This is a genomic window from Streptomyces sp. SID14478, assembly GCF_010548525.1.
Taxonomy (GTDB): domain Bacteria; phylum Actinomycetota; class Actinomycetes; order Streptomycetales; family Streptomycetaceae; genus Streptomyces.
On the sequence record NZ_JAAGMG010000595.1, the window covers coordinates 1 to 18769 of the forward strand.

14 protein-coding genes and 1 pseudogene are annotated in these 18769 nt (G+C 71.3%); 7 read left to right on the top strand and 8 right to left on the bottom strand.

What is annotated here, in order from left to right; translation table 11 throughout:
* The 3 genes and pseudogenes from G3I40_RS19095 to G3I40_RS19105 all read right to left on the bottom strand — a co-directional run.
* Positions 1 to 362, bottom strand: a 362-nt coding sequence (locus G3I40_RS19095) for a DUF3048 domain-containing protein (RefSeq protein ID WP_343244959.1), incomplete at its 3' end; no start/stop codon positions are given.
* Between the two features lie 73 nt (positions 363 to 435).
* Positions 436 to 645, bottom strand: a pseudogene (locus G3I40_RS19100) (FAD-dependent oxidoreductase); the annotation flags it as partial.
* A 104-nt stretch (positions 646 to 749) separates the two neighbouring features.
* Positions 750 to 1811: an ATP-dependent DNA ligase gene (locus G3I40_RS19105; protein WP_164303343.1), complete on the bottom strand. Its 1062-nt coding sequence runs from the start codon at positions 1809 to 1811 to the stop codon at positions 750 to 752.
* Between the two features lie 73 nt (positions 1812 to 1884).
* Between G3I40_RS19105 and ligD the strand changes: the two genes are divergently transcribed.
* Both ligD and G3I40_RS19115 read left to right on the top strand, forming a co-directional pair.
* Complete coding sequence (ligD, locus tag G3I40_RS19110) at positions 1885 to 2916, top strand: non-homologous end-joining DNA ligase (RefSeq protein ID WP_164303344.1); 1032 nt, start codon at positions 1885 to 1887, stop codon at positions 2914 to 2916.
* Positions 2917 to 2993: 77 nt separating this feature from the next.
* Positions 2994 to 4565 carry an aromatic amino acid lyase gene (locus tag G3I40_RS19115; protein ID WP_164303345.1) on the top strand — a complete coding sequence of 524 codons (1572 nt, stop codon included), beginning with the start codon at positions 2994 to 2996 and terminating at the stop codon, positions 4563 to 4565.
* 61 nt (positions 4566 to 4626) lie between these two features.
* Here the strand turns inward: G3I40_RS19115 and G3I40_RS19120 are convergent, their stop codons facing one another.
* Both G3I40_RS19120 and G3I40_RS19125 read right to left on the bottom strand, forming a co-directional pair.
* Positions 4627 to 6780: a family 16 glycoside hydrolase gene (locus G3I40_RS19120; protein ID WP_239091817.1), complete on the bottom strand. Its 2154-nt coding sequence runs from the start codon at positions 6778 to 6780 to the stop codon at positions 4627 to 4629.
* Between the two features lie 76 nt (positions 6781 to 6856).
* On the bottom strand, positions 6857 to 9370 hold the full coding sequence (locus G3I40_RS19125; RefSeq protein ID WP_239091814.1) for a ThuA domain-containing protein: 2514 nt from the start codon (positions 9368 to 9370) through the stop codon (positions 6857 to 6859).
* A gap of 257 nt (positions 9371 to 9627) precedes the next feature.
* On the opposite strand from G3I40_RS19125, the gene G3I40_RS19130 reads away from it, so the two are divergent.
* Positions 9628 to 10572 (top strand): multicopper oxidase domain-containing protein, encoded by a 945-nt coding sequence (locus G3I40_RS19130; RefSeq protein WP_164303363.1) that lies wholly within the window; start codon positions 9628 to 9630, stop codon positions 10570 to 10572.
* Between the two features lie 16 nt (positions 10573 to 10588).
* Here G3I40_RS19130 and G3I40_RS19135 read toward each other — a convergent pair whose 3' ends face one another.
* A complete protein-coding gene (locus tag G3I40_RS19135; RefSeq protein WP_164303346.1) occupies positions 10589 to 12226 on the bottom strand; it encodes an amidohydrolase in 1638 nt (545 codons plus the stop codon).
* A gap of 26 nt (positions 12227 to 12252) precedes the next feature.
* Positions 12253 to 12900, bottom strand: a complete 648-nt coding sequence (locus G3I40_RS19140; RefSeq protein ID WP_164303347.1) for a TetR family transcriptional regulator C-terminal domain-containing protein — start codon at positions 12898 to 12900, stop codon at positions 12253 to 12255.
* Positions 12901 to 12979: 79 nt separating this feature from the next.
* Here G3I40_RS19140 and G3I40_RS19145 point away from each other — a divergent pair, with 79 nt between their 5' ends.
* Complete coding sequence (locus G3I40_RS19145) at positions 12980 to 14419, top strand: cytosine permease (protein ID WP_164303348.1); 1440 nt, start codon at positions 12980 to 12982, stop codon at positions 14417 to 14419.
* A gap of 85 nt (positions 14420 to 14504) precedes the next feature.
* The gene (locus tag G3I40_RS19150; protein WP_164303349.1) at positions 14505 to 16097 is read left to right on the top strand and encodes a GMC family oxidoreductase N-terminal domain-containing protein; all 1593 of its coding nucleotides are present in this window, start codon (positions 14505 to 14507) and stop codon (positions 16095 to 16097) included.
* A gap of 39 nt (positions 16098 to 16136) precedes the next feature.
* Here the strand turns inward: G3I40_RS19150 and G3I40_RS19155 are convergent, their stop codons facing one another.
* On the bottom strand, positions 16137 to 17357 hold the full coding sequence (locus G3I40_RS19155) for a glycoside hydrolase family 64 protein (RefSeq protein ID WP_164303350.1): 1221 nt from the start codon (positions 17355 to 17357) through the stop codon (positions 16137 to 16139).
* A gap of 245 nt (positions 17358 to 17602) precedes the next feature.
* Here G3I40_RS19155 and G3I40_RS19160 point away from each other — a divergent pair, with 245 nt between their 5' ends.
* On the top strand, positions 17603 to 18394 hold the full coding sequence (locus tag G3I40_RS19160; protein ID WP_164303351.1) for a VOC family protein: 792 nt from the start codon (positions 17603 to 17605) through the stop codon (positions 18392 to 18394).
* Between the two features lie 83 nt (positions 18395 to 18477).
* Complete coding sequence (locus G3I40_RS19165; RefSeq protein WP_164303352.1) at positions 18478 to 18720, top strand: WhiB family transcriptional regulator; 243 nt, start codon at positions 18478 to 18480, stop codon at positions 18718 to 18720.
* Positions 18721 to 18769 lie beyond the last annotated feature (49 nt).

The window sequence follows — 18769 nt, forward strand, 5'->3', positions numbered from 1 at the left end:
TAGGCCGCGCCGCCCGCGCCCTGCGGCACCGCCCGCAGCGGGGCCGCGTCGATCAGCCGCTGCACCCCGCCCTGCGCGCCCGAGTACGCGAGCGTCGGCCGGTCGAACTGGCGCAGCAGCTCCAGATCCGTCTCCCGTGCGCTGCGCACCGGCCCCACGACCTCGGGAAGCCGCGACCCGAACACCGCCATGAGCCGGCTCAGACCGCCCTCGACCTGCTCCGCGTACACGATGTCGGCGTCCTGGAGGCCTGTCTGCGGCCGCGCGGCGCCCACGTTGTCGATCTTCACCGCGAGCAGTGCGGCGCGCGCCGCCGCATCCGCGGAGCCCTTCCCGCCGGGCTTACAGGCCCCCGCGAACACCCCGAGCGCACCGGCCAGCACCGCACGCCTGCGTATCCCGTCCACGGACACTGCCTACCCGCCCGGGGCCCGGTCACCCCCAGTCCAGCGCGTTGGGCAGGCCGAGCCGGTAGCGGGTGCGGTCGTGCCGCTTGAGGAGTTCGAGCGCCGGCTCGCGGTGCAGCGAGGTCACGGTGCAGCGGGCCGCGTCCGAACCGGCCCTGTCCAAAAGGGCGTTGACCGCGAGCCGCGCCGAGGAGTGCGCGCCCTCCATCGTCGCCAGGCCGATGGGCACGCTGACGTAGGTACAGGTTCGGGATCGCGGTGCGCGCCGAGGGGCATGGGGGCGTCACCCCGCACCCGGAAGACCCACGCGTCCCGGTCGGCCGAAAACCCCGCCGGGGCCGCTCAGCGCAGCACGTCGGCCAGGTCGAACTTCATCGGCTCCTCCAGCTGCGCGTACGTGCAGCTCGCGGGCTCGCGGTCCGGGCGCCAGCGCCGGAAGCGGGCCGTGTGCCGAAAGCGTGCCCCGTTCTCCATGTGCTCGTACGCCACCTCGGCCACCCGCTCCGGGCGCAGGGCCACCCACGACAGGTCCTTCTTGCCCGTCCAGCGGCTGGTCGCGCCCGGCATCCGGGACGTCGCGTGCGCGGCCTCGTCCGTCCACGCCGCCCACGGGTGCCCCTCGGCGGAGTCCATGCGCAGCGGCTCCAGCTCGGCGATGAGTTCCGTGCGCCGCTTCATCGTGAACGCCGCGCAGACCCCCACGTGCTGCAGGGTGCCCGCGTCGTCGTACAGGCCGAGCAGCAGGGAGCCGACGACCGGGCCGCTCTTGTGGAAGCGGTACCCGGCGACCACGCAGTCCGCCGTCCGCTCGTGCTTGACCTTGATCATGAGGCGCTCGTCCTGGCGGTAGCGCAGGTCCAGCGGCTTGGCCACGACGCCGTCCAGGCCCGCGCCCTCGTACTGCTCGAACCAGCGTCCCGCCACCTCCGCGTCCGTCGTCGCGGGTGCCACGTGCACCGGGGCAAAGGTGTGTGCGAGTGCTTCCTCCAGGCGCCGGCGGCGCTCGGTCAGCGGTGCGTCGACCAGCGACTCGTCGCCGAGGGCCAGCACGTCGAACGCCACGAACGAGGCAGGGGTGCGCTCCGCCAGGGTCCGCACGCGCGAGGCCGCCGGATGGATCCGCTCGGTCAGCGCGTCGAAATCGAGCCGCCCGTCCCGCGCGATCACGATCTCCCCGTCGAGCACGCAGCGCTGCGGCAACCGCTCGGCGAGCGCGGCCACCAGCTCGGGAAAATACCTGGTCAGCGATTTGGTGGAGCGGCTGCCCAGCTCGATCTCGGCCCCGTCGCGAAAGACGATCGCCCGGAAGCCGTCCCACTTCGCCTCGTAGTGCATCCCGGTGGGGATCCTGGCTGCGGACTTGGCGAGCATGGGGCGCACCGGCGGCATCACGGGAAGATCCATGCATCGATTCTGTCCCGTATGCACGAGAGTCGCCCGGTATGCGGGCAAAGTCCGACCGGCCTAGCGTGGGCGCATGGGAAGCAAGGGCGCGGCAGTGGAGCTGGACGCGGGCGGACGGCCGGTGCGGTTGTCCAGTCCCGACAAGGTGTTCTTCCCCGAGGGGAGGGTGGCGCCGTACACCAAGCTGGACCTCGCGCGCTATTTCCTCGCTGTCGGTGACGGCATCGTCCGCGCCCTGCGGGACCGGCCCACGACGCTGGAGCGCTACCCCGACGGCGTCACCGGCGAGTCCTTCTACCAGAAGCGGGCGCCCAAGAACCTGCCCGACTGGATCCCCACCGCCACCATCACCTTCCCCTCGGGCCGTACCGCCGACGAGATGTGCCCGACCGAGGTCGCCGCGGTCGTCTGGGCCGCCCAGTACGGCACCCTCACCTTCCACCCGTGGCCGGTGCGGCGCGAGGACCCCGACCACCCCGACGAACTGCGCATCGACCTCGACCCGCAGCCCGGCACGGAGTACTCCGACGCCGTGCACGCCGCGCGCGAACTGCGGTCGGTACTGCACGACTTCGGCGGTCTGCGCGGCTGGCCCAAGACCTCGGGCGGCCGCGGCCTGCACGTCTTCGTGCCGATCGAGCCGCGCTGGACCTTCACCGAGGTGCGCCGCGCCGCCATCGCCTGCGGGCGCGAACTGGAGCGCAGGATGCCGCGCTCCGTCACCACCGCCTGGTGGAAGGAGGAGCGCGGGGAGCGCATCTTCGTCGACTTCAACCAGACGGCCCGCGACCGCACCATCGCGTCCGCCTACTCGGTGCGCGCCCGCCCGCACGCGCCCGTCTCCGCCCCGCTCACCTGGGACGAACTCGGCGACGCGCTGCCCCGCGACTTCGACATCGCCACGATGCCGGCGCGCTACGCCGCACTCGGCGACGTGCACGCGGACATGGACGACGAGCGGCACTCCCTCGACGCCCTCCTCGAACTCGCCGACAAGGACGAGCAGGACCGCGGTCTCGGCGACCTGCCCTACCCGCCGGAGTACCCGAAGATGCCGGGCGAGCCCAAGCGCGTACAGCCAAGCCGCGCCCGGCACGAGGACTGACCGCAGGCGCTTTCGCAGGAGCCTCTTGCCACGCTCTAAATAAAATGATTCATTCGGCTTGATCAATGAATGAATTCATGCTGAGCAGGAGGGGCGCCGTGGCCGCCGACGAGATCACCGCTGTCACCCTGGGCCAGGAGCCGATCACCGTCGAACAGTTCGTCGCGGTGGCCCGGCACGGCGCCCGGGTCGAGTTCGCGGCGACGTACGTCGACCGGGTGCGCAAGTCCCGCGCACTGGTGGAGCGCTTCCTCGTGGAGAACCGCCTGGTGTACGGGGTGACCACCGGATTCGGCGACAACGTCACGACCGTGATCGCGCCGGCGGACGCCGAGGAACTGCAGCGCAACATCGTCCGCTCGCACGCCGTGTCGGTCGGCGAACCCCTTGCGACGGAGCTCGTCCGCGCCATCGCGCTCATGGAGCTGGTCGGTCTCGGCGAGGGCTATTCCGGCATCCGGATCGAGACCCTGGAGCTGATCCGGCACCTGCTCAACTCCCGGGTCACACCGCACGTCCCCGGCGAGGGCTCCGTCGGCTACCTCGCGCCCGAGGCGCACATGGCCCTGGTCCTGCTCGGCGAGGGCCGGGCCTGGTACGGCGACGAACTGCTGCCCGGGGCCGAGGCGCTGGCCCGCAGCGGCGCGGAGCCGACCCGGCTCGCCTGCAAGGAAGGCCTCTCGCTCACCAACGGAACGCACTCGGTCACCGCGATAGCCGTCCTGGCCGCCCACGACGCCGGACTCGCGGCGGCCACCGCCGACGTCGCCGCGAGTCTTTCCGTGCAGGCGCTCAAGGGGACCGTCCGCGCCTACGACGCCCGGCTGCACGCGCGCAAGCGCCACCCCGAGCAGGCGGCGGTCGCCGAGAACCTGCGGCGGCTGACCGGATCCAGCGCCCTCAGCGAGGAGTTCCTCGACCACCGGCTCCAGGACGGCCTGGCGCTGCGCGCCGTTCCGCAGATGCACGGCGGTGCGAAGCGGGCGCTCGCGCAGGCCCGCGAGGTCATCGTCGAGGAACTGCACTCGGTGGGCGACAACCCGGTCATCCACCCCGAGGGACCCGACGGGCAGGACGGGGTCGCGCTGATGGGGGCGAACTGCGACAGCACCTACGTCGGCATCCAGGCCGACTCCATGGTGAACGCGATGACGGTGCTGGCCAAGGTGTCCGAGCGCCGCACCGACCGCCTGGTCAACAGCAACTTCAGCGAGCTGCCCGCCTTCCTGGCGCCCCGGCCCGGACTCAACAGCGGCTACATGATCGCGCAGTACACGGCCGCCGGCCTGACCATGGAACTGCGCGGCATGGCGGTGCCCGCGTCCGCCGACAACATCACCACCTCGGCCAACCAGGAGGACACGGTCAGCAACGCCTACCTGGCGGCGCTCAAGGCCTACCGGGCGGCCCGCAAGCTGGCCTACGTCCTTGCGATCGAGGTGATGTGCGCCGTGCAGGCCCTCGACCTGCTGGCGCCGCGCCTGCCCTCCCCGGCCACGCAGGCCCTGCGCGCCAGGATCCGGGAATCCGTACCGGCCGCCGACGACGACCGCTTCTTCCACGACGACATGGAGCACATCGCCGGGCTCGTGCGCAGCGGGGAGGCGCTGCGGGTGGTCGAGGACGTGGTGGGCCCGCTGGCCCGCTGAGACACGGCGGAGCCGGGCCGGTCACGAGGACCGACCCGGCTCGGCTCAACTCACCTGACTGTCAGGGGAGTTCCTTCACGCGCACGTCCCGGTACGAGATGACGTCCGAGGTGCTGTGCACCTGGAGCCCGACGTACCCCTCGGTGTAGCGCCGGCCGTCCGTGCCCGGGTCGTCGCCCCGCGGGGGTTCGAAGACCTGGCCACCGGTGTTGTCGAACTCGTTGATCAGCACACCGTTGCGGTAGATCGAGAAGTGCTGGTCCACGACCTTGATCTCGTAGTCGTTCCACGTGCCCTTCTGGGTGACGCCCGCGCCCGCGAGCCCGACCCGGTCGAAGCCGTACACCGAACCGGTCTTGTACATGTCGCCGTCGGGACGGTCCAGCATCTGGATCTCGTGCCCGTACTTGATGGCGACCCACTCCGGGTTGGGCTCCTCGGGGTTGCCGTGCACCCACGGGAAGCGGACGAAGGCGCCGCCGTTGGCGTTGCCCGTGCCCGGGGCGTCGTCACGCCACTGCAGCTTCAGCGAGAAGTCGCCGTACTTGCGCTGCGGGAACCACAGCATGCCCATGCCGTCCACGGACGTGCTGCTGGTGATCGAACCGTCGGCGTTCAGCGTGAACTTGCCGCCGCCGACCTGCTCCCACTTGGCGAACTGCTCCTGCGTGCCGTCCATGATCTTGGTGTAGCCGTCGGTCTGGCCCGGCGTACCGATCGGGGACTGCCGCGCCGCCTTGTTGACCTTGTTGTACTCGCGCTGGTCGACGACGCCTTCCTTGAGGAGCTTGTCGGTGACCGTCTTCACGTGCTTGACGAACAGCGCGTGCGACGTCCACTCCTTCTCGTCCTCGATCAACTCGCCGATCCGGCACCGGTTGTTGGTGACCCGGTTCGGGATGCCGGTGTCCGTCGTGCCGACGAAGACGGTGGAACGCTCGTCCAGCTCCGGGCAGTTGGGCGCCGGAACGCCGCCGCCCGAGGCCACCGCGAACACGAACGTCTGCGCCTCGGCGGCGTTGCCCGCCTTGTCGCTCGCCCGGTACGCCACCGAGTGCGCGCCGACCCGGTCCACCACCACGGGGGCGGTGTACGCGAGATAGGGCCCGCCGTCGAGGGAGTACTCGATCGTGTCGACGCCCGACATGTCATCGGTCGCCGTCACCGTCAGCTTGGCGTTGTTGATGTACGCGCCGTCGGAGTTCTTGTCCCCGCCGACCGCCAGCGACACCGTCGGAGGCGTCGTGTCCTGGACGGGCGGCGCCACGACCGTGAAGTCGAGCGACTTCTCGGCGGCGGCGTTGCCCGCCTTGTCGGCGGCCCGGTAGCGCACCGTGTAGGCGCCCGCGTCGTGGAACATCACCGGGGCGGTGTACGGCTGCCAGGCGCCGTCGGCGCCGACCGCGTACTCGATGGTGTTGACCCCGGAGCCGGCGTCCGACGCGGAGACCGTCACCGTGGCCATGCCGACGTACGCGCCGGCGTCGTCCTTGTCGCCGGTCACCGTCGCCGAGGTCTCCGGCGCCGTCGTGTCGTCCGTCGGCGGCGCGACCACCGTGAAGTCGAGCGACTTCTCGGCGGCGGCGTTGCCCGCCTTGTCGGTCGCCTTGTACTTCACGGTGTGCGCGCCGACCTGGTCGACGACCACCGGCGCCGTGTACGGCGTGTACGCGCCGCCGTCGAGGGAGTACTCGATCTTGTCGACGCCCGCACCCGCGTCGGTCGCGGTGACCGAGACGGACGCGGACCCGACGAACGCGCCGTCGGCGTTGGTCTGCCCCTCGGCCTTCGCCGAGGTCTCCGGAGCGGTCGTGTCGTCACCGCCGCCACCGTCCGTCACCGTCAGGACCCCCGTCATGCTGGTGTGCCCGGGGATCGTGCAGTGATAGCGGTACGTGCCGGGGGAGAGGGTGACCTCGGCCGTGTGCTTGCCGCCCTGGTCGTCGTTCGGGTTGGCCAGGATGTTCAGCGGCACGTCGTTGTTGTACTCGGGGTCCGACACGTCGAACGTCAGCGTATGCGGCATCCCCGTGGTGTTGCCGGTCGCCGCACTGTTCTCGAAGACGATCGTCGCCTTGCCCGCGACGGCCGTCTGCGGCGCCGACGCGTACTTGGTGATGTCGTCGCCGGCCGTCCAGGTCAGCACCTGGTCGGCCGCCGCCTCGGGCGCGGGCGCCGCGGTCGCGGCGGGCAGTGCGCCGAGGCCGAGACACATCAGCATCGCGGCGAGCAGCACGGTCAGGAACCTGTGTCTGCGCACGGGGCGCATCAGTCGCGTGGATCGCATGTGATCAGCCCTTCCTGGCCAGCTGATCGGCGGCCGGGGTCGCCTCGCCGCCGGTGTACGTGACCTTCCACAGCGCCGACTTGGAGTCGGAGGTGAAGAAGCCGCGTCCGTAGTCGAGGACGTACAGCGCACCGTCGGGACCGAACTTCCAGTCCATGAGGTTCTTGATACCGTCGTTGCCGATCGGAATGATCTTCTTCAACGACTCCGAGTGGACCGGGATCGATCCGTCGCCGTGCGTCTTCGGGTCGGTGAGGACCGCGTTGCGCGGCTGGTCGGCGTCGTAGAAGTCACCGACGAACCACTTGCCGTCCCAGTAGCTCGGCCACTTGTCCGCGTTCGGGATCGACGCGTCGTAGCGGTAGACGGGCCCGTCCATCGCGGCCTGGCCGCCGCCCTTGAGCCACGGCAGCAGGTAGGTGGCCTCCTCCGCCTTGTACGAGGGAACGCCGTTGGCGTCCCGCGGGTAGTCCGGAGCGCCGCCCTGCGGGGAGTACCAGATGTTGTTGGGCGTCATCGGCGGCAGGTTGACGAGGCCGTCGTTGTTCGGCGACTCGTTCTTCAGGTGGTCGCAGTCGTACCAGCCCAACGGCTTCGTCGGGTCGGGCAGGTTGCGGTCGCGATAGGGCTGCTTGTTGCCCATGCAGTAGGGCCAACCGCGGTTGCTCGCCTTGGTGATGACGGCGAACTGGTCGTACTTGGCCGGGCCCCACGTCGTGGACGGCTCGCCCGCGTCGGGTCCGACCCACCCCGCGTACAGGGTGTCCGTCTTCTTGTCGATCGAGATGCGCGCCGGGTTGCGCACGCCCATCACGTAGATCTCGCCGCGCGTCTTGCCGCCGCCCTCGTCCGATTCCTTGCCGGTGAAGAGGTTGCCCTCCGGCAGGGTGTACGTCCCGTCGGCCTCCGGGTGGATGCGCAGGATCTTGCCGTTCAGGTTGTTCGTGTTGCCCGCGGTGCGGCGCGCGTCCGCGAACGAGACGCCCTTGTAGTTCGGCTCCGGGTTGTTGCCCGAGTAACCGTCGCTGAACTGCGAGGAGTTGTTGTCACCGGTCGCGATGTACAGGTTCCCCTTGGAGTCCCAGGCCATCCCGCCACCGGCGTGGCAGCAACTGTGCACCTGCACGGGCCACTTGAGCAGCACCTTCTCGCTGCTCAGGTCCAGCTTGTTCGTGGCGAGGTCGAGCGTGAAGCGGGAGACCTGGCGCTGGGCCATCTGCTTGTCGCGGTCGAGCCCCGAGTGCGGCGTGTAGTGCAGGTACACGTACCCGTTCTGCTCGAACTTCGGGTCGAGCGCGATGCCGAGCAGGCCCTCCTCGACCTTGACCAGCTCGTCCCCGCCGCCCTTGTTGCCGAAGACGGTCAGCGCCCCCGCGAGGGTCACCTTCTTCGTCCTCGGGTCGTAGACGTGGATCTGCCCGGTGCCCTTGCCGACGTCGGGGTCGTTCCAGTCGGTGATCACCGGCTGGGACGCGTCCGCGCCGCCGCGCCCGATGTAGAGCACGCGCCCGTCGGGAGCGGTGACGAGCCCGTGCGGCTCGCCGATCTGGTCGTTCTGGCCGGCCTGATTGGCCTGGGTCAGCCGCTCCGCCTTGTAGTTGGCGTCGATCGCGGCCTTGCAGTCGGCGCGCACGAGGCGCGTCGTCCACAGCAGCGCCCCGCGCAGGTGGTCACGGAAGTCCACCTCGTCGTACGAGGAGGCGGTGCCGCCCATGCCGGTGTAGAAGGACCGTCCGCCGTCGTAGTCACGGCACCAACTCACCGGGTGGTCGGCGCCGTTGGCGCCCTCGCCCGGCTTGTACGTGGTCTCGTTGACCCGCGCGACCGTGTGTACGTCGCCGGACGGGTTCGCCGCCCAGTTCAGCCACTGGTCGGCGCGCTTCCACTGCACCGGCAGGTCCTTCGTCGCCGGGTTCTGCCGGTCGCCCACCTCGACCGTCGCGCGCTGCGCGGCGGTGGGCGACGACGCCGCGGGCCGGGCCCCGATCAGACCGGTGAACCAGTCCGAGTACGGCTCGGCGCGGGCCGCGTCATGGACGCCGACGAAACCGCCGCCCGCCTCCATGTACGCCTCCAGGCCGGCCTCCTGGTCGGGGTCGAGGACGTCGCCCCCGCCGGTCAGGAAGACGACCGAGTTGAAACGGCCCAGCTTCGTGGCGTTCGTGAACACGGAGGCGTCGTCGGTCGCCGTGATCGTGAAGCGCTGGGCCTCGGGCCCGGACCGGCCGATCTTCTCGATCGCCTCGATGCCCGCGTTGACCGTCGGCGATTCGTCGCCGCCGGCCGCGGACCCGTAGAACACCAGGACCCGGACGTTCGCGCCGCCGGGCGGCGACTTGACGGACATCGTTGTCGCGGACGGCTCAGGCGCCGGGCGCGCGCTCGCGGCGGGCCCGCTCAGCAGCCCGGCGGCCACGGCTCCCGCGGCGACACCGGTAGCCCAGACGCGGGTGCGTCTGGTCCGGTTCGCTCTGAACTCTCGTACGGGCAACGGCTTTTGATGCGTCAACCGACGCATGTGTTCACCCACCCCTCGTCGGACACAGCAACAGCGCGGTGAAAACTAGACCTCTTTTCATGGCGCGCCAATAGGTATGACCGGGATGACACAAACTTTGTCCTGAGTGTGGATAAACGAAGATCAGGTGGCTACGGTGCTCAGCGCGACGTGAAAGTCCGTACGAGGCTGGGGAGTTGGCAGTGGCAGAGCACGACGCACCTCGCGACGAGTCGAACCGGGCGAGTGAGCAGGACCGGCGCGCGCTCAGCCGGCGCATGCTGATCGGCGGCGCCGTGGCCGCGACGGCCGGGGTGACATCGTTGTCCATCGGCGCGTCCGCCGGACCGGCAGCCGGGGCGGACGCCCCGCCGCGCACCGCTCCCGCGGGCGGCGAGGTCAGACGCCTGACGCTGTACGCGGAGAAGCTCGCGGACGGACAGCTCGGCTACGGCTTCGAGAAGGGCAAGGCGTCCGTGCCCGGCCCGCTGATCGAACTCAACGAGGGCGACACGGCCCACATCGAGTTCCACAACCTCACGGACGTCGACGCGAGCCTGCACGTGCACGGCATGGACTACGAGATCTCCAGCGACGGCACGCGGATGAACCGCAGCCACGTCGAACCCGGCGGCACCCGCACCTACACCTGGCGCACGCACGCGCCGGGTCGCAGGGCGGACGGCACCTGGCGGGCCGGCACCGCCGGCTACTGGCACTACCACGACCACGTCGTCGGCACGGACCACGGCACGGGCGGCATCCGCCAGGGCCTGTACGGCCCGGTGATCGTGCGCCGCAAGGGCGACATCCTGCCCGACCCGGGCAAGACCTTCACGATCGTCTTCAACGACATGACGATCAACAACAAGGCGGCTCACGAAGCGCCCAACTTCGAGGCCACGGTGGGCGATCGCGTCGAGATCGTGATGATCACGCACGGCGAGTACTACCACACGTTCCACATGCACGGTCACCGCTGGGCGGACAACCGCACGGGCATGCTCACGGGCCCCGACGACCCGACCCAGGTCCTCGACAACAAGATCTGCGGCCCGGCCGACTCGTTCGGGTTCCAGATCATCGCGGGCGAGGGGGTCGGGGCCGGGGCGTGGATGTACCACTGCCACGTCCAGAGCCACTCGGACATGGGGATGGCGGGCCTGTTCCTGGTGAAGAAGGCGGACGGCACCATCCCGCCCTACGACGCCCCCCACCACTGAGCGGGCCGGACAGGTCCTAGACGTCGGCGGCGCGGTGGGTCACCCGCCCGCCGACCACCGTCAACTGCACGGCCACGTCAGCCAATTCGGTCGCGTCCGTGGCGACCGGGTCCTGCGCGAACGCCGAGAGGTCGGCCCGGAACCCGACCGCGAGACGCCCCGCGTCCCGTTCCTCACCGGCGGCGTACGCCGCGTTGACCGTCATCCCGCGCAGCGCCTCGATCCCGGTCAGCGCCTGCTCGGGGCCGTGCGGCGGCAGGGACAGATCGCGGCCGGGGCGGCGGTGCCGGGCGCCGGCCATGACGGCGAGCGGCGGGTACGGCGCGATCGGCCAGTCGGAGCCGAGCGCGACCGTCGCCCCGGCGTCCCACAGGTCGCGGCAGCGCCAGGCCCGCCCGGCCCGCTCCTCGCCGAGCCGCCGCGACCAGTTGTCGGTGTGGTCGGCCCGGGTGAAGTCGCAGCAGTGCGTGGGCTGCATCGAGGCGATGACGTCGAGCGCGGCGAACCGGCGCACCGTGTCGTCCGGCACCGTCTCGATGTGCTCGACACGGTGCCGTACCCCGGGGCCGCCGTCGCCCCGCGCCTTCTCGACGGAGTCGAGGACGTGCCGCACCGCCGCGTCACCGATGGCGTGCGTCGCGGTCGGCACCCCGGCCCGGTGCAACTCCCCGATGACATGGGTGTACGCGGCCGGGTCGGGCCAGAACGCGTGCGTCGACTCGCCGTGGCAGTCGGGCCGCTCCAGCCACGCCGTGCCGTTGTCGATGGTGCCGTCCATGAACAGCTTCACCCCGGCCGTGCGCCACAACGTCCCGCCCGAGCCTTGGAGTTCGACCAGGGCACGCAGCGCCTGCGCGTCGGCGCCGGGCTGGCACCACGGGGCGACCCGTAGCCGCAGGGGGAGTTCACCGGCCGCGTCCAGCGCGGCGTACAGGGCGAGGCTGTCCCCGTTCGCGTCCATGGCGTGCCCGCCGGTGAGGCCGGCCGCCGCCATCCCGCGCAGCGCCCGCGCGAGCCGTTCGCGTTGCTCCTCGCGGGTGGGTCGAGGAGCGGCCCGCTCGACGAGCTCGCACGCGGCCTCCTCCAGCAGCAGCCCGGTCGGCCGCCCCTGCGCGTCGCACACGACCTCGGCGGCCTGGTCGAAGGCGCGCGGGCCGTCGACACCGGCGAGCTCCAGGGCGCGGGGGCTGGCCAGCATCGAGTGGGCGTCGAAGAGCTGGAGCAGCGCGGGGACGTCGTCGAGCACGGGGGAGAGGGCGGCGGCCGTCAGGGGCCGGTCGCCGAACGCGTTCGGATCGAGTCCCCAGGCGTGCAGCCACGCCCCGGGGGCGAGGTCGCGGCGGGCCCGGGCGAGGGCGTCGCGGACGGCGTCCAGGTCGGCGCAGCCGGAGAGGTCGAGGCCGTCGGTCAGTTCGGCGCCGTGCACCGGATGCAGATGGGCGTCGACGAGCCCCGGGGTCACGGTGGCGCCCTCCAGGCCGAGGACGGGGGTGCCGGGGCCGGCCAGCGCGCGGATCTCGCGGTCGTCACCGAGGGCGCTGATCCGCCCGTCCGTCACGGCGAGCGCGGTGTCCGGCAGGAACCCGCCGGTGGCCGGGTCGAGGAGGCGGGCGTCGAGCAGGACCAGTTCGGGGCGGCGGGGTGTGCTGTGCATGCGGGTGCTCCTGATCTCCAGTGCGGTCAGTCGTCGGCGGGGCCGGACGCGGGGCCCAACACCCCGTGCTCCAGCCCCAGTTCGCGCTCGGCGAGGTCCAGCGCCATCCGCGCCACCGCGGGCGGCAGTGCGTGCGCGTCGGCGCCCGCGTCGGCCCCGAGCCCGTCCAGGACGACCAGGATCTGCTGCGCCACGACCGAGGCGTCCCGGGTGCGGAACTCGCCGCGCGCGACGCCGTCCGCGATGAGCCCGGTCAGCCGGCCCTGCCAGGCGCTCTCCTGGTGGACGACGCGCTCGCGCAGGGCCGGCCGGTAGCGGGTCAGGTGCCGGGCGTTGATCCACAGCCGGCTGACGTCGTTCCAGGCAGGACCTGAGGTACGGGCGAAGAAGTCGGCGAGGCGCTCCGTCGCCGTGCGCTCGGGCGCCTCGGCCGGGACCAGCGCGTCGAGTTCGCCCGTGGCCGCGCTGCCGAACGCCTCCGCGACCAGGTCCTCCGCGGACGGGAAGTAGTGACTGACGAGCCCCGGACGCACGTCAAGTTCCTCGCCGATGCGCCGCAGCGTGATGCACTCCAGACCTTCGGAAAGCGCAATCTCGGCGGCCTTCGCAACGATTTCCGCACGTCTGGCGGCCGGAGATTTTCGGATTCGCTTGCGCTGAACGCTTGACGACATGCCTGTCACGTTATTGAGTGTGCGACCAATAAGCAAGCAGGTGGGTTGGTCACGGACCGACCGGCATCCCGGAGGGCCCATGGCATCCACGCTTCCCGACCCGCACCAGGACACCGAGGCCGGCACGGCGCCGCCCCAGGACCGGCCGGGCGGCCGGATCGAGGCCCACGGCATCGACCACATCCCGGACTCCGAACGGCGCGGCCGCGCCCGCGAGTTGCTCCCGGTCTGGGCGGCGGCCAACGTCAACTACCTGAGCCTGGTGATCGGCGGCGCCCTGATCCTGATGGGCCTGACCGTGTGGCAGGCCCTCGCCGTCCTGGTCGTCGGCAACCTGTTCTGGGTCCTCACCGGTCTGCTCGCCGTCTCCGGTCCGGCCGCGGGCGCACCCAGCGAAGTGATCACGCGGGCCCTGTACGGGGTCATCGGCAACCGCGTGAACAACGCCGTCACCGGCTGGACGATCTCCGTCTGCTACTTCGCGCTGAACCTCTCCGCCGCGTCGGTGGCGGCGTTCTCCCTCGTGGAGAAGGCCGGGATCACCGCCGGCACGGGCGTGCAGGTCGTCGTGGTCGTCGCCATCGCCGCGCTCACGCTCACCATCAGCGTCTACGGCCACGCGGTGATCGTGAAGCTCTACCCCGCGATCACCCTTGCGCTCGCCGCGGCCTTCGCCGTGGTCGCGGTCAGCGTGATCCGGCACGCCGACTTCTCCTACGTCCCCGAACACCCCCTGAGCGGCCTCGACCTGTGGGCCACCGTCCTCGGCGGCGTCACCCTCATCGCCGCCGGCCCCCTCTCCTACACCACCAGCGCCGACTTCTCCCGCTATCTGCCGCGCACCGCCTCGAAGCGGGCGGTCCTCGGCTGGACCGCGCTCGGCGGCTTCCTGCCCAGCATGGTGGTCTGCTCGCTGGGTGTGTTCGCGGCGACCGTCGTCGACATGACCGACCCGCAGTCGGCCCTGGAGTCGATCCTGCCCGCCTGGTTCACGCCCGTCTTCCTGCTGGCGCTCGTCCTCGGCACCGTCGCCATCAACGCCCTGACCGCGTACAGCGCCGGACTCGCCCTCCAGGCCGTCGGCCTGCGCATCCGGCGCTCCGTGAGCGTCCTGTTCGACGGCACGGCGGCGGTCGCCCTCACCCTGTACGGCCTGCTCGTCTCGAACTTCCTCGACACGGTCAACAACGTCCTGCAGCTGACCGTCGTCCTGCTCGGCCCCAGCATGGCGATCTACGCCACCGACATCGTCCTGCGCCGTAACCGCTACGACGGGGTCGCGCTCGGCGACGAGAGTCCGCAGAGCCCCTTCTGGTACCGCGGCGGCGTCAACTGGTCCGGTGCGGGCGCCGTGCTGGTCGGCGCGACGGTGTCCGGCCTGTGCGTGAACACCCTCTACACCGGCCCGATCGCCGGCGCCCTGGGCGGACTCGACCTCGCGCTGCCGGTCGGCATGGTGCTGGCCTCCGCGTACTACGCCCTGACGTCCCCGCGGCTGCGCCGCGCCGCCTCGATGTGAGCGAACCGGGCCCGACCTCCCGCGGCCGGGTGTAGACCTGCGGTACCACGTGTACGCGTCAACACGTCGCCGAGGGAGAGCCGAGTTGAGCAAGGACCGCACGTACGACTACGTCATCGTCGGGGCCGGGTCCGCCGGCTGCGTGCTCGCAGGCCGGCTGAGCGAGGACCCGTCCGTCCGGGTCGCGCTCGTCGAGTCCGGGCCGCGGGACCGCAGGACGGAGATCCGGATACCGGCCGCGTTCCCGAAACTCTTCAAGACGCCGTATGACTGGGACTACCGCACCACGGAGCAGCGCGCCCTGGGCGACCGGGAGCTGTACTGGCCGCGCGGGCACGTGCTCGGCGGCTCCTCGTCGCTCAACGCCATGATGTGGGTGCGCGGGCACCGAGACGACTACGACGCCTGGGGCGAGGCCGCCGGGCCCGAGTGGGCGTACGAGCAGTTCGTGCGGTACTTCCAGCGCGCCGAGCGTTGGGGCGGCGCCCGGGGCGAGAAGTCCGTGTACGGCACGCTCGGCCCGCTGCACATCTCCCCGCAGCGCGCCCCGAACGCCACGACCTCCGCGTTCCTCGACGCCTGCCGCGCCCAAGGCCTGCGGGAACCGGGCGAGTTGAACGAGGCCGACCACACCGGTTTCGCCGCCACCCCCGTCACCCAGTACCGGGGCCGGCGGTGGAGCGCCGCCGACGGCTACCTCAAACCCGCCGCGCGCCGTCCCAACCTCGACGTCTACACCGACGCCCGCGTCACCCGCCTCGACTTCGACGGCACCCGCGCCGCGGGCGTCGTCGCCGCCGGCGTGTCCGCGGGGACGCTGCGCGCCACCCGCGAGGTGATCCTCGCCGCGGGGGCCATCGGCTCCCCGCACCTGTTGCAGCAGGCGGGCATCGGCGACCCGGACACCCTCGCCGCGGCGGGCATCGACACCTTCGTCGCCTCCCCCGACGTCGGCCGTCACCTCCAGGATCACCTCTCCTACGCCGTCACCGTCCGCTGCCCGCGCCCCCTGTCGCTCACCGGCGCGGACACCCCCGCCAACCTCGCCCGCTTCCTGCTCGGCGGCCGCGGACCGCTCACCTCGAACATCGGCGAGGCCGTCGCCTTCCTCACCACGCGGCCCGAACTAGCCGCCCCGGACATCGAGTTGCTCTTCGCTCCGGTGCCGTTCGTCGACCACGGCCTCGTCCCGCCGACCGAGCACGGCTTCACCGTCGGCGTGGTCCTCCTCCAGCCGCGCAGCGCGGGGCGGATCACGCCGACGGGGCCGGGCGCCGGAACACGCCCCCGGATCGACCCCGGCTACCTGACCGACGACGCGGACCTGCGCACCCTCGTCGCGGGCGTGCGCCGCGCCGAGGAACTGCTCGCCGACCCCGCGCTGCGGCCCCTGCACGAGGGGCCCATGGCCGGCTACCCGGGCGTCGTCGACGACGAGACGCTCGCCCGTGCGATCCGGACCTCCGCGCAGACCCTCTACCACCCCGTCGGCACCTGCCGGATGGGCAACGACGACGGTGCGGTCACCGACCCGAGGCTCAGGGTGCGGGGCACCGAGGCGCTGCGGGTCGTCGACGCCTCCGTCATGCCGCACATCACCCGCGGTCACACGCACGCGCCGACGGTCGCCCTCGCGGAGAAGGCCGTGGAACTGATCCGCGAGGACGCCCGCATCTGACGACGACGTGTCACGTCGCCTGTACGGAGGGGGAGCCGGTCACGCGCCGACGCTCAGCGTGAAGCGGCGCGGGTTGCCGTCGTTGGCCGCGCCCGACACGTCCGGCTCCCCGTCGGGACGCACGTCGTCGTACGGGAACGCGTACCCGATGGGCGAGTTGGCGTGCACGATCCGCGACCAGTGGTTCGTCGTGGCGTCCTGGTAGTAGTCGGCGGAACCGGCGCCGTTGGGCTGCTCGGGGTGCGTGAGCATGATGCTGCGGTTGAAACCGGCGGCGAGCCTGGCCAGCAGGCCCTTCTTGTCGTCGGAGTCCGCCGGGTTGTTGGCGAAGGGGCCGTAGTTGCAGGTGAAGATGTCCTTCGCGGACGGCTTGGTGAAGGTGTGCCCGCCGTTGAAGGTGAGGGTGTCACCGCTGACCCGGCCGGTGAACACGCCCCGGCCGCCCTGGAGGTCGATCTTCAGGTCGGTGGCGGCGTACTTGCTCCAGACCTGGTCGACGTAGCCGTTCCACACGTCGCGGAACGGCATCTCGTCGGGCCGGTCGAAGTACGGGGCCATCAGGTTCTGCGGCGAGATGACGCGCAGCACCTTCCCGTCGCCGGCCTTGATGACGAGCTTGTCCCAGGGCTGCCCGTCCTTGGCGGCCTGCGCCGCGAGATCCGACGCGATCCTGTCGACGGCGCCGTCCGGCAGCGGGGCCACGGTGTGCGTGGCGTCGCCCTCCAGCTTCAGTCCGATCGGCAGCGCGGTCACCAGGTCGACGTAGCTGATGTTCGCGTACAACTGGTCCGAGTTGAAGGTGAATTCGGCGAACGACCAGGTCTTGCCGTAGTTCGCGTCGGTGGGGGTCGCGAAGGCCGGCTCGACCAGGCCGGGGCCCGGGTTGAGGAAGAAGTCCAGTGTGTCGTCCCGGACGAAGTAGACGCGTGCGCCGTACATCTGAGGCAGCGTCACCACCTTGGCCGCGGAGCCGGCCGCGCCGAGCGGGATCGCGCAGTCGACGGGCAGCGGGGTCTGCGGGGCGCTCGGCGACTCGGGGCGGTAGACGCTGCCGTCGGCGCGCAGCAGCACCCAGTTGCCGGTGGCGCCTTCGTGGCCGGTGACGTACGCCCGCACGGTGCCGGGCAACGACTTGTTCTCCAGGGCCAGTTCGCACGTGGCGGGCGCGGCGCCCGCGCTCCAGGACGGAAGGGCCAGTGATGCGGCGGCAGTTGCCGCGGTCGCCCCGGCGCCGGCGAGGAACTTCCTGCGCGATATCACGATCGGCACTCCTGAGATGTGGGGGGTGAGTGGGGTGCCCCACTGTGGCGAGGGGGGAATCGACCGTCAAGACTTGCGGCAGGGAGCGCTCCCACAAAATGTTTCCGTTCAATTGTTGAAGTCGGGGAGAGACGGCCGATTGGTCCGGACCTTCCCTGGTCAGCGCGGTGCGACGGCGATTGTCAGTGCGCGGTGGAAGACTCGGCAGTCCGGGAAGAGAAACCCTCGACGAGGAGGGCAAGACCATGATCACCACGGATTTCGTGAACGGTGCACCGACCTGGCTGGACCTCGGCACCCCCGATCTGGACGGTGCGATCGCGTTCTACGGAGGTGTCCTCGGCTGGCAGTTCCAGGCCGGCGGCCCCGAGACCGGCGGCTACGGAATGTTCCGGATCGACGGCAAGGCGGTGGCGGGCGGCATGACCGTCACCCCCGACCAGGGCCCCTCCGCCTGGACGGTCTACTTCGGGAGCGCGGACGCGGACGCCACGGCCAAGGCCGTCGAGCAGGCCGGCGGCAGCGCGGTCCTGCCGCCCATGGACGTCCTGGACCAGGGGCGCATGGCGCTCTTCACCGACCCGGCGGGCGCGGCGTTCGGTGTCTGGCAGCCCGGGCAGCACAAGGGCTTCGGCTACGTGACACAGGACGGCGGGCTGAACTGGGTGGAGCTCAGCACCCCCGACGTGGCCGCCGCGAAGGAGTTCTACGGCGCGGCCCTCGGCTGGGGCGCGTACGACGTGGAGTTCCCCGGTGGCTCGTACACGAGCGTCAACCCGGCGGGCACGGACGAGAACGGGATGTTCGGCGGGATCGTCCCGCTGGACAGGGACCCGGCCGAGGCCGGGGCGGGCCCGCACTGGACGCCGTACGTGCACGTCGCGGACGTGGACGCCACGGCCGCCAAGACCCAGGAGCTGGGCGGCACGGTGGGCTCCGCGCCGGTCAGCATCCCCGGAGTGGGCCGGATCGCGAAGCTGGTGGATCCCTTCGGCGCCGGTTTCGCCGTGATCAAGGGTGACCCGGACCAGCAGTAGCCGCGGGCCGTCACCGCCGCCCGGTGCGCCGCGTTGATCGCGCGTTGATCGAATGTTTCGCGCCGGGCGGCACCATCGTCGCCATGCACGCGAACACGACCCTCACGCCCGCCGGCCCCACCTGGCAGGACCAGGCCCTGTGTGCCCAGACCGGCGGAGACTTCTTCTTCCCCGAACCGGGCAGCTCCGTCCGCGAGGCCAAGCAGATCTGCACGATGTGCGAGATCCGCCCGGCCTGTCTGGAGTACGCGCTCCGCAACGACGAGCGCTTCGGTGTCTGGGGCGGCCTCTCCGAGAAGGAACGGCACCACCTGCGGCGCAGCTGATCCGCGGCGCCGGGCCGCACCTGCCACGGCGTACCGGTGCACGGGGCCG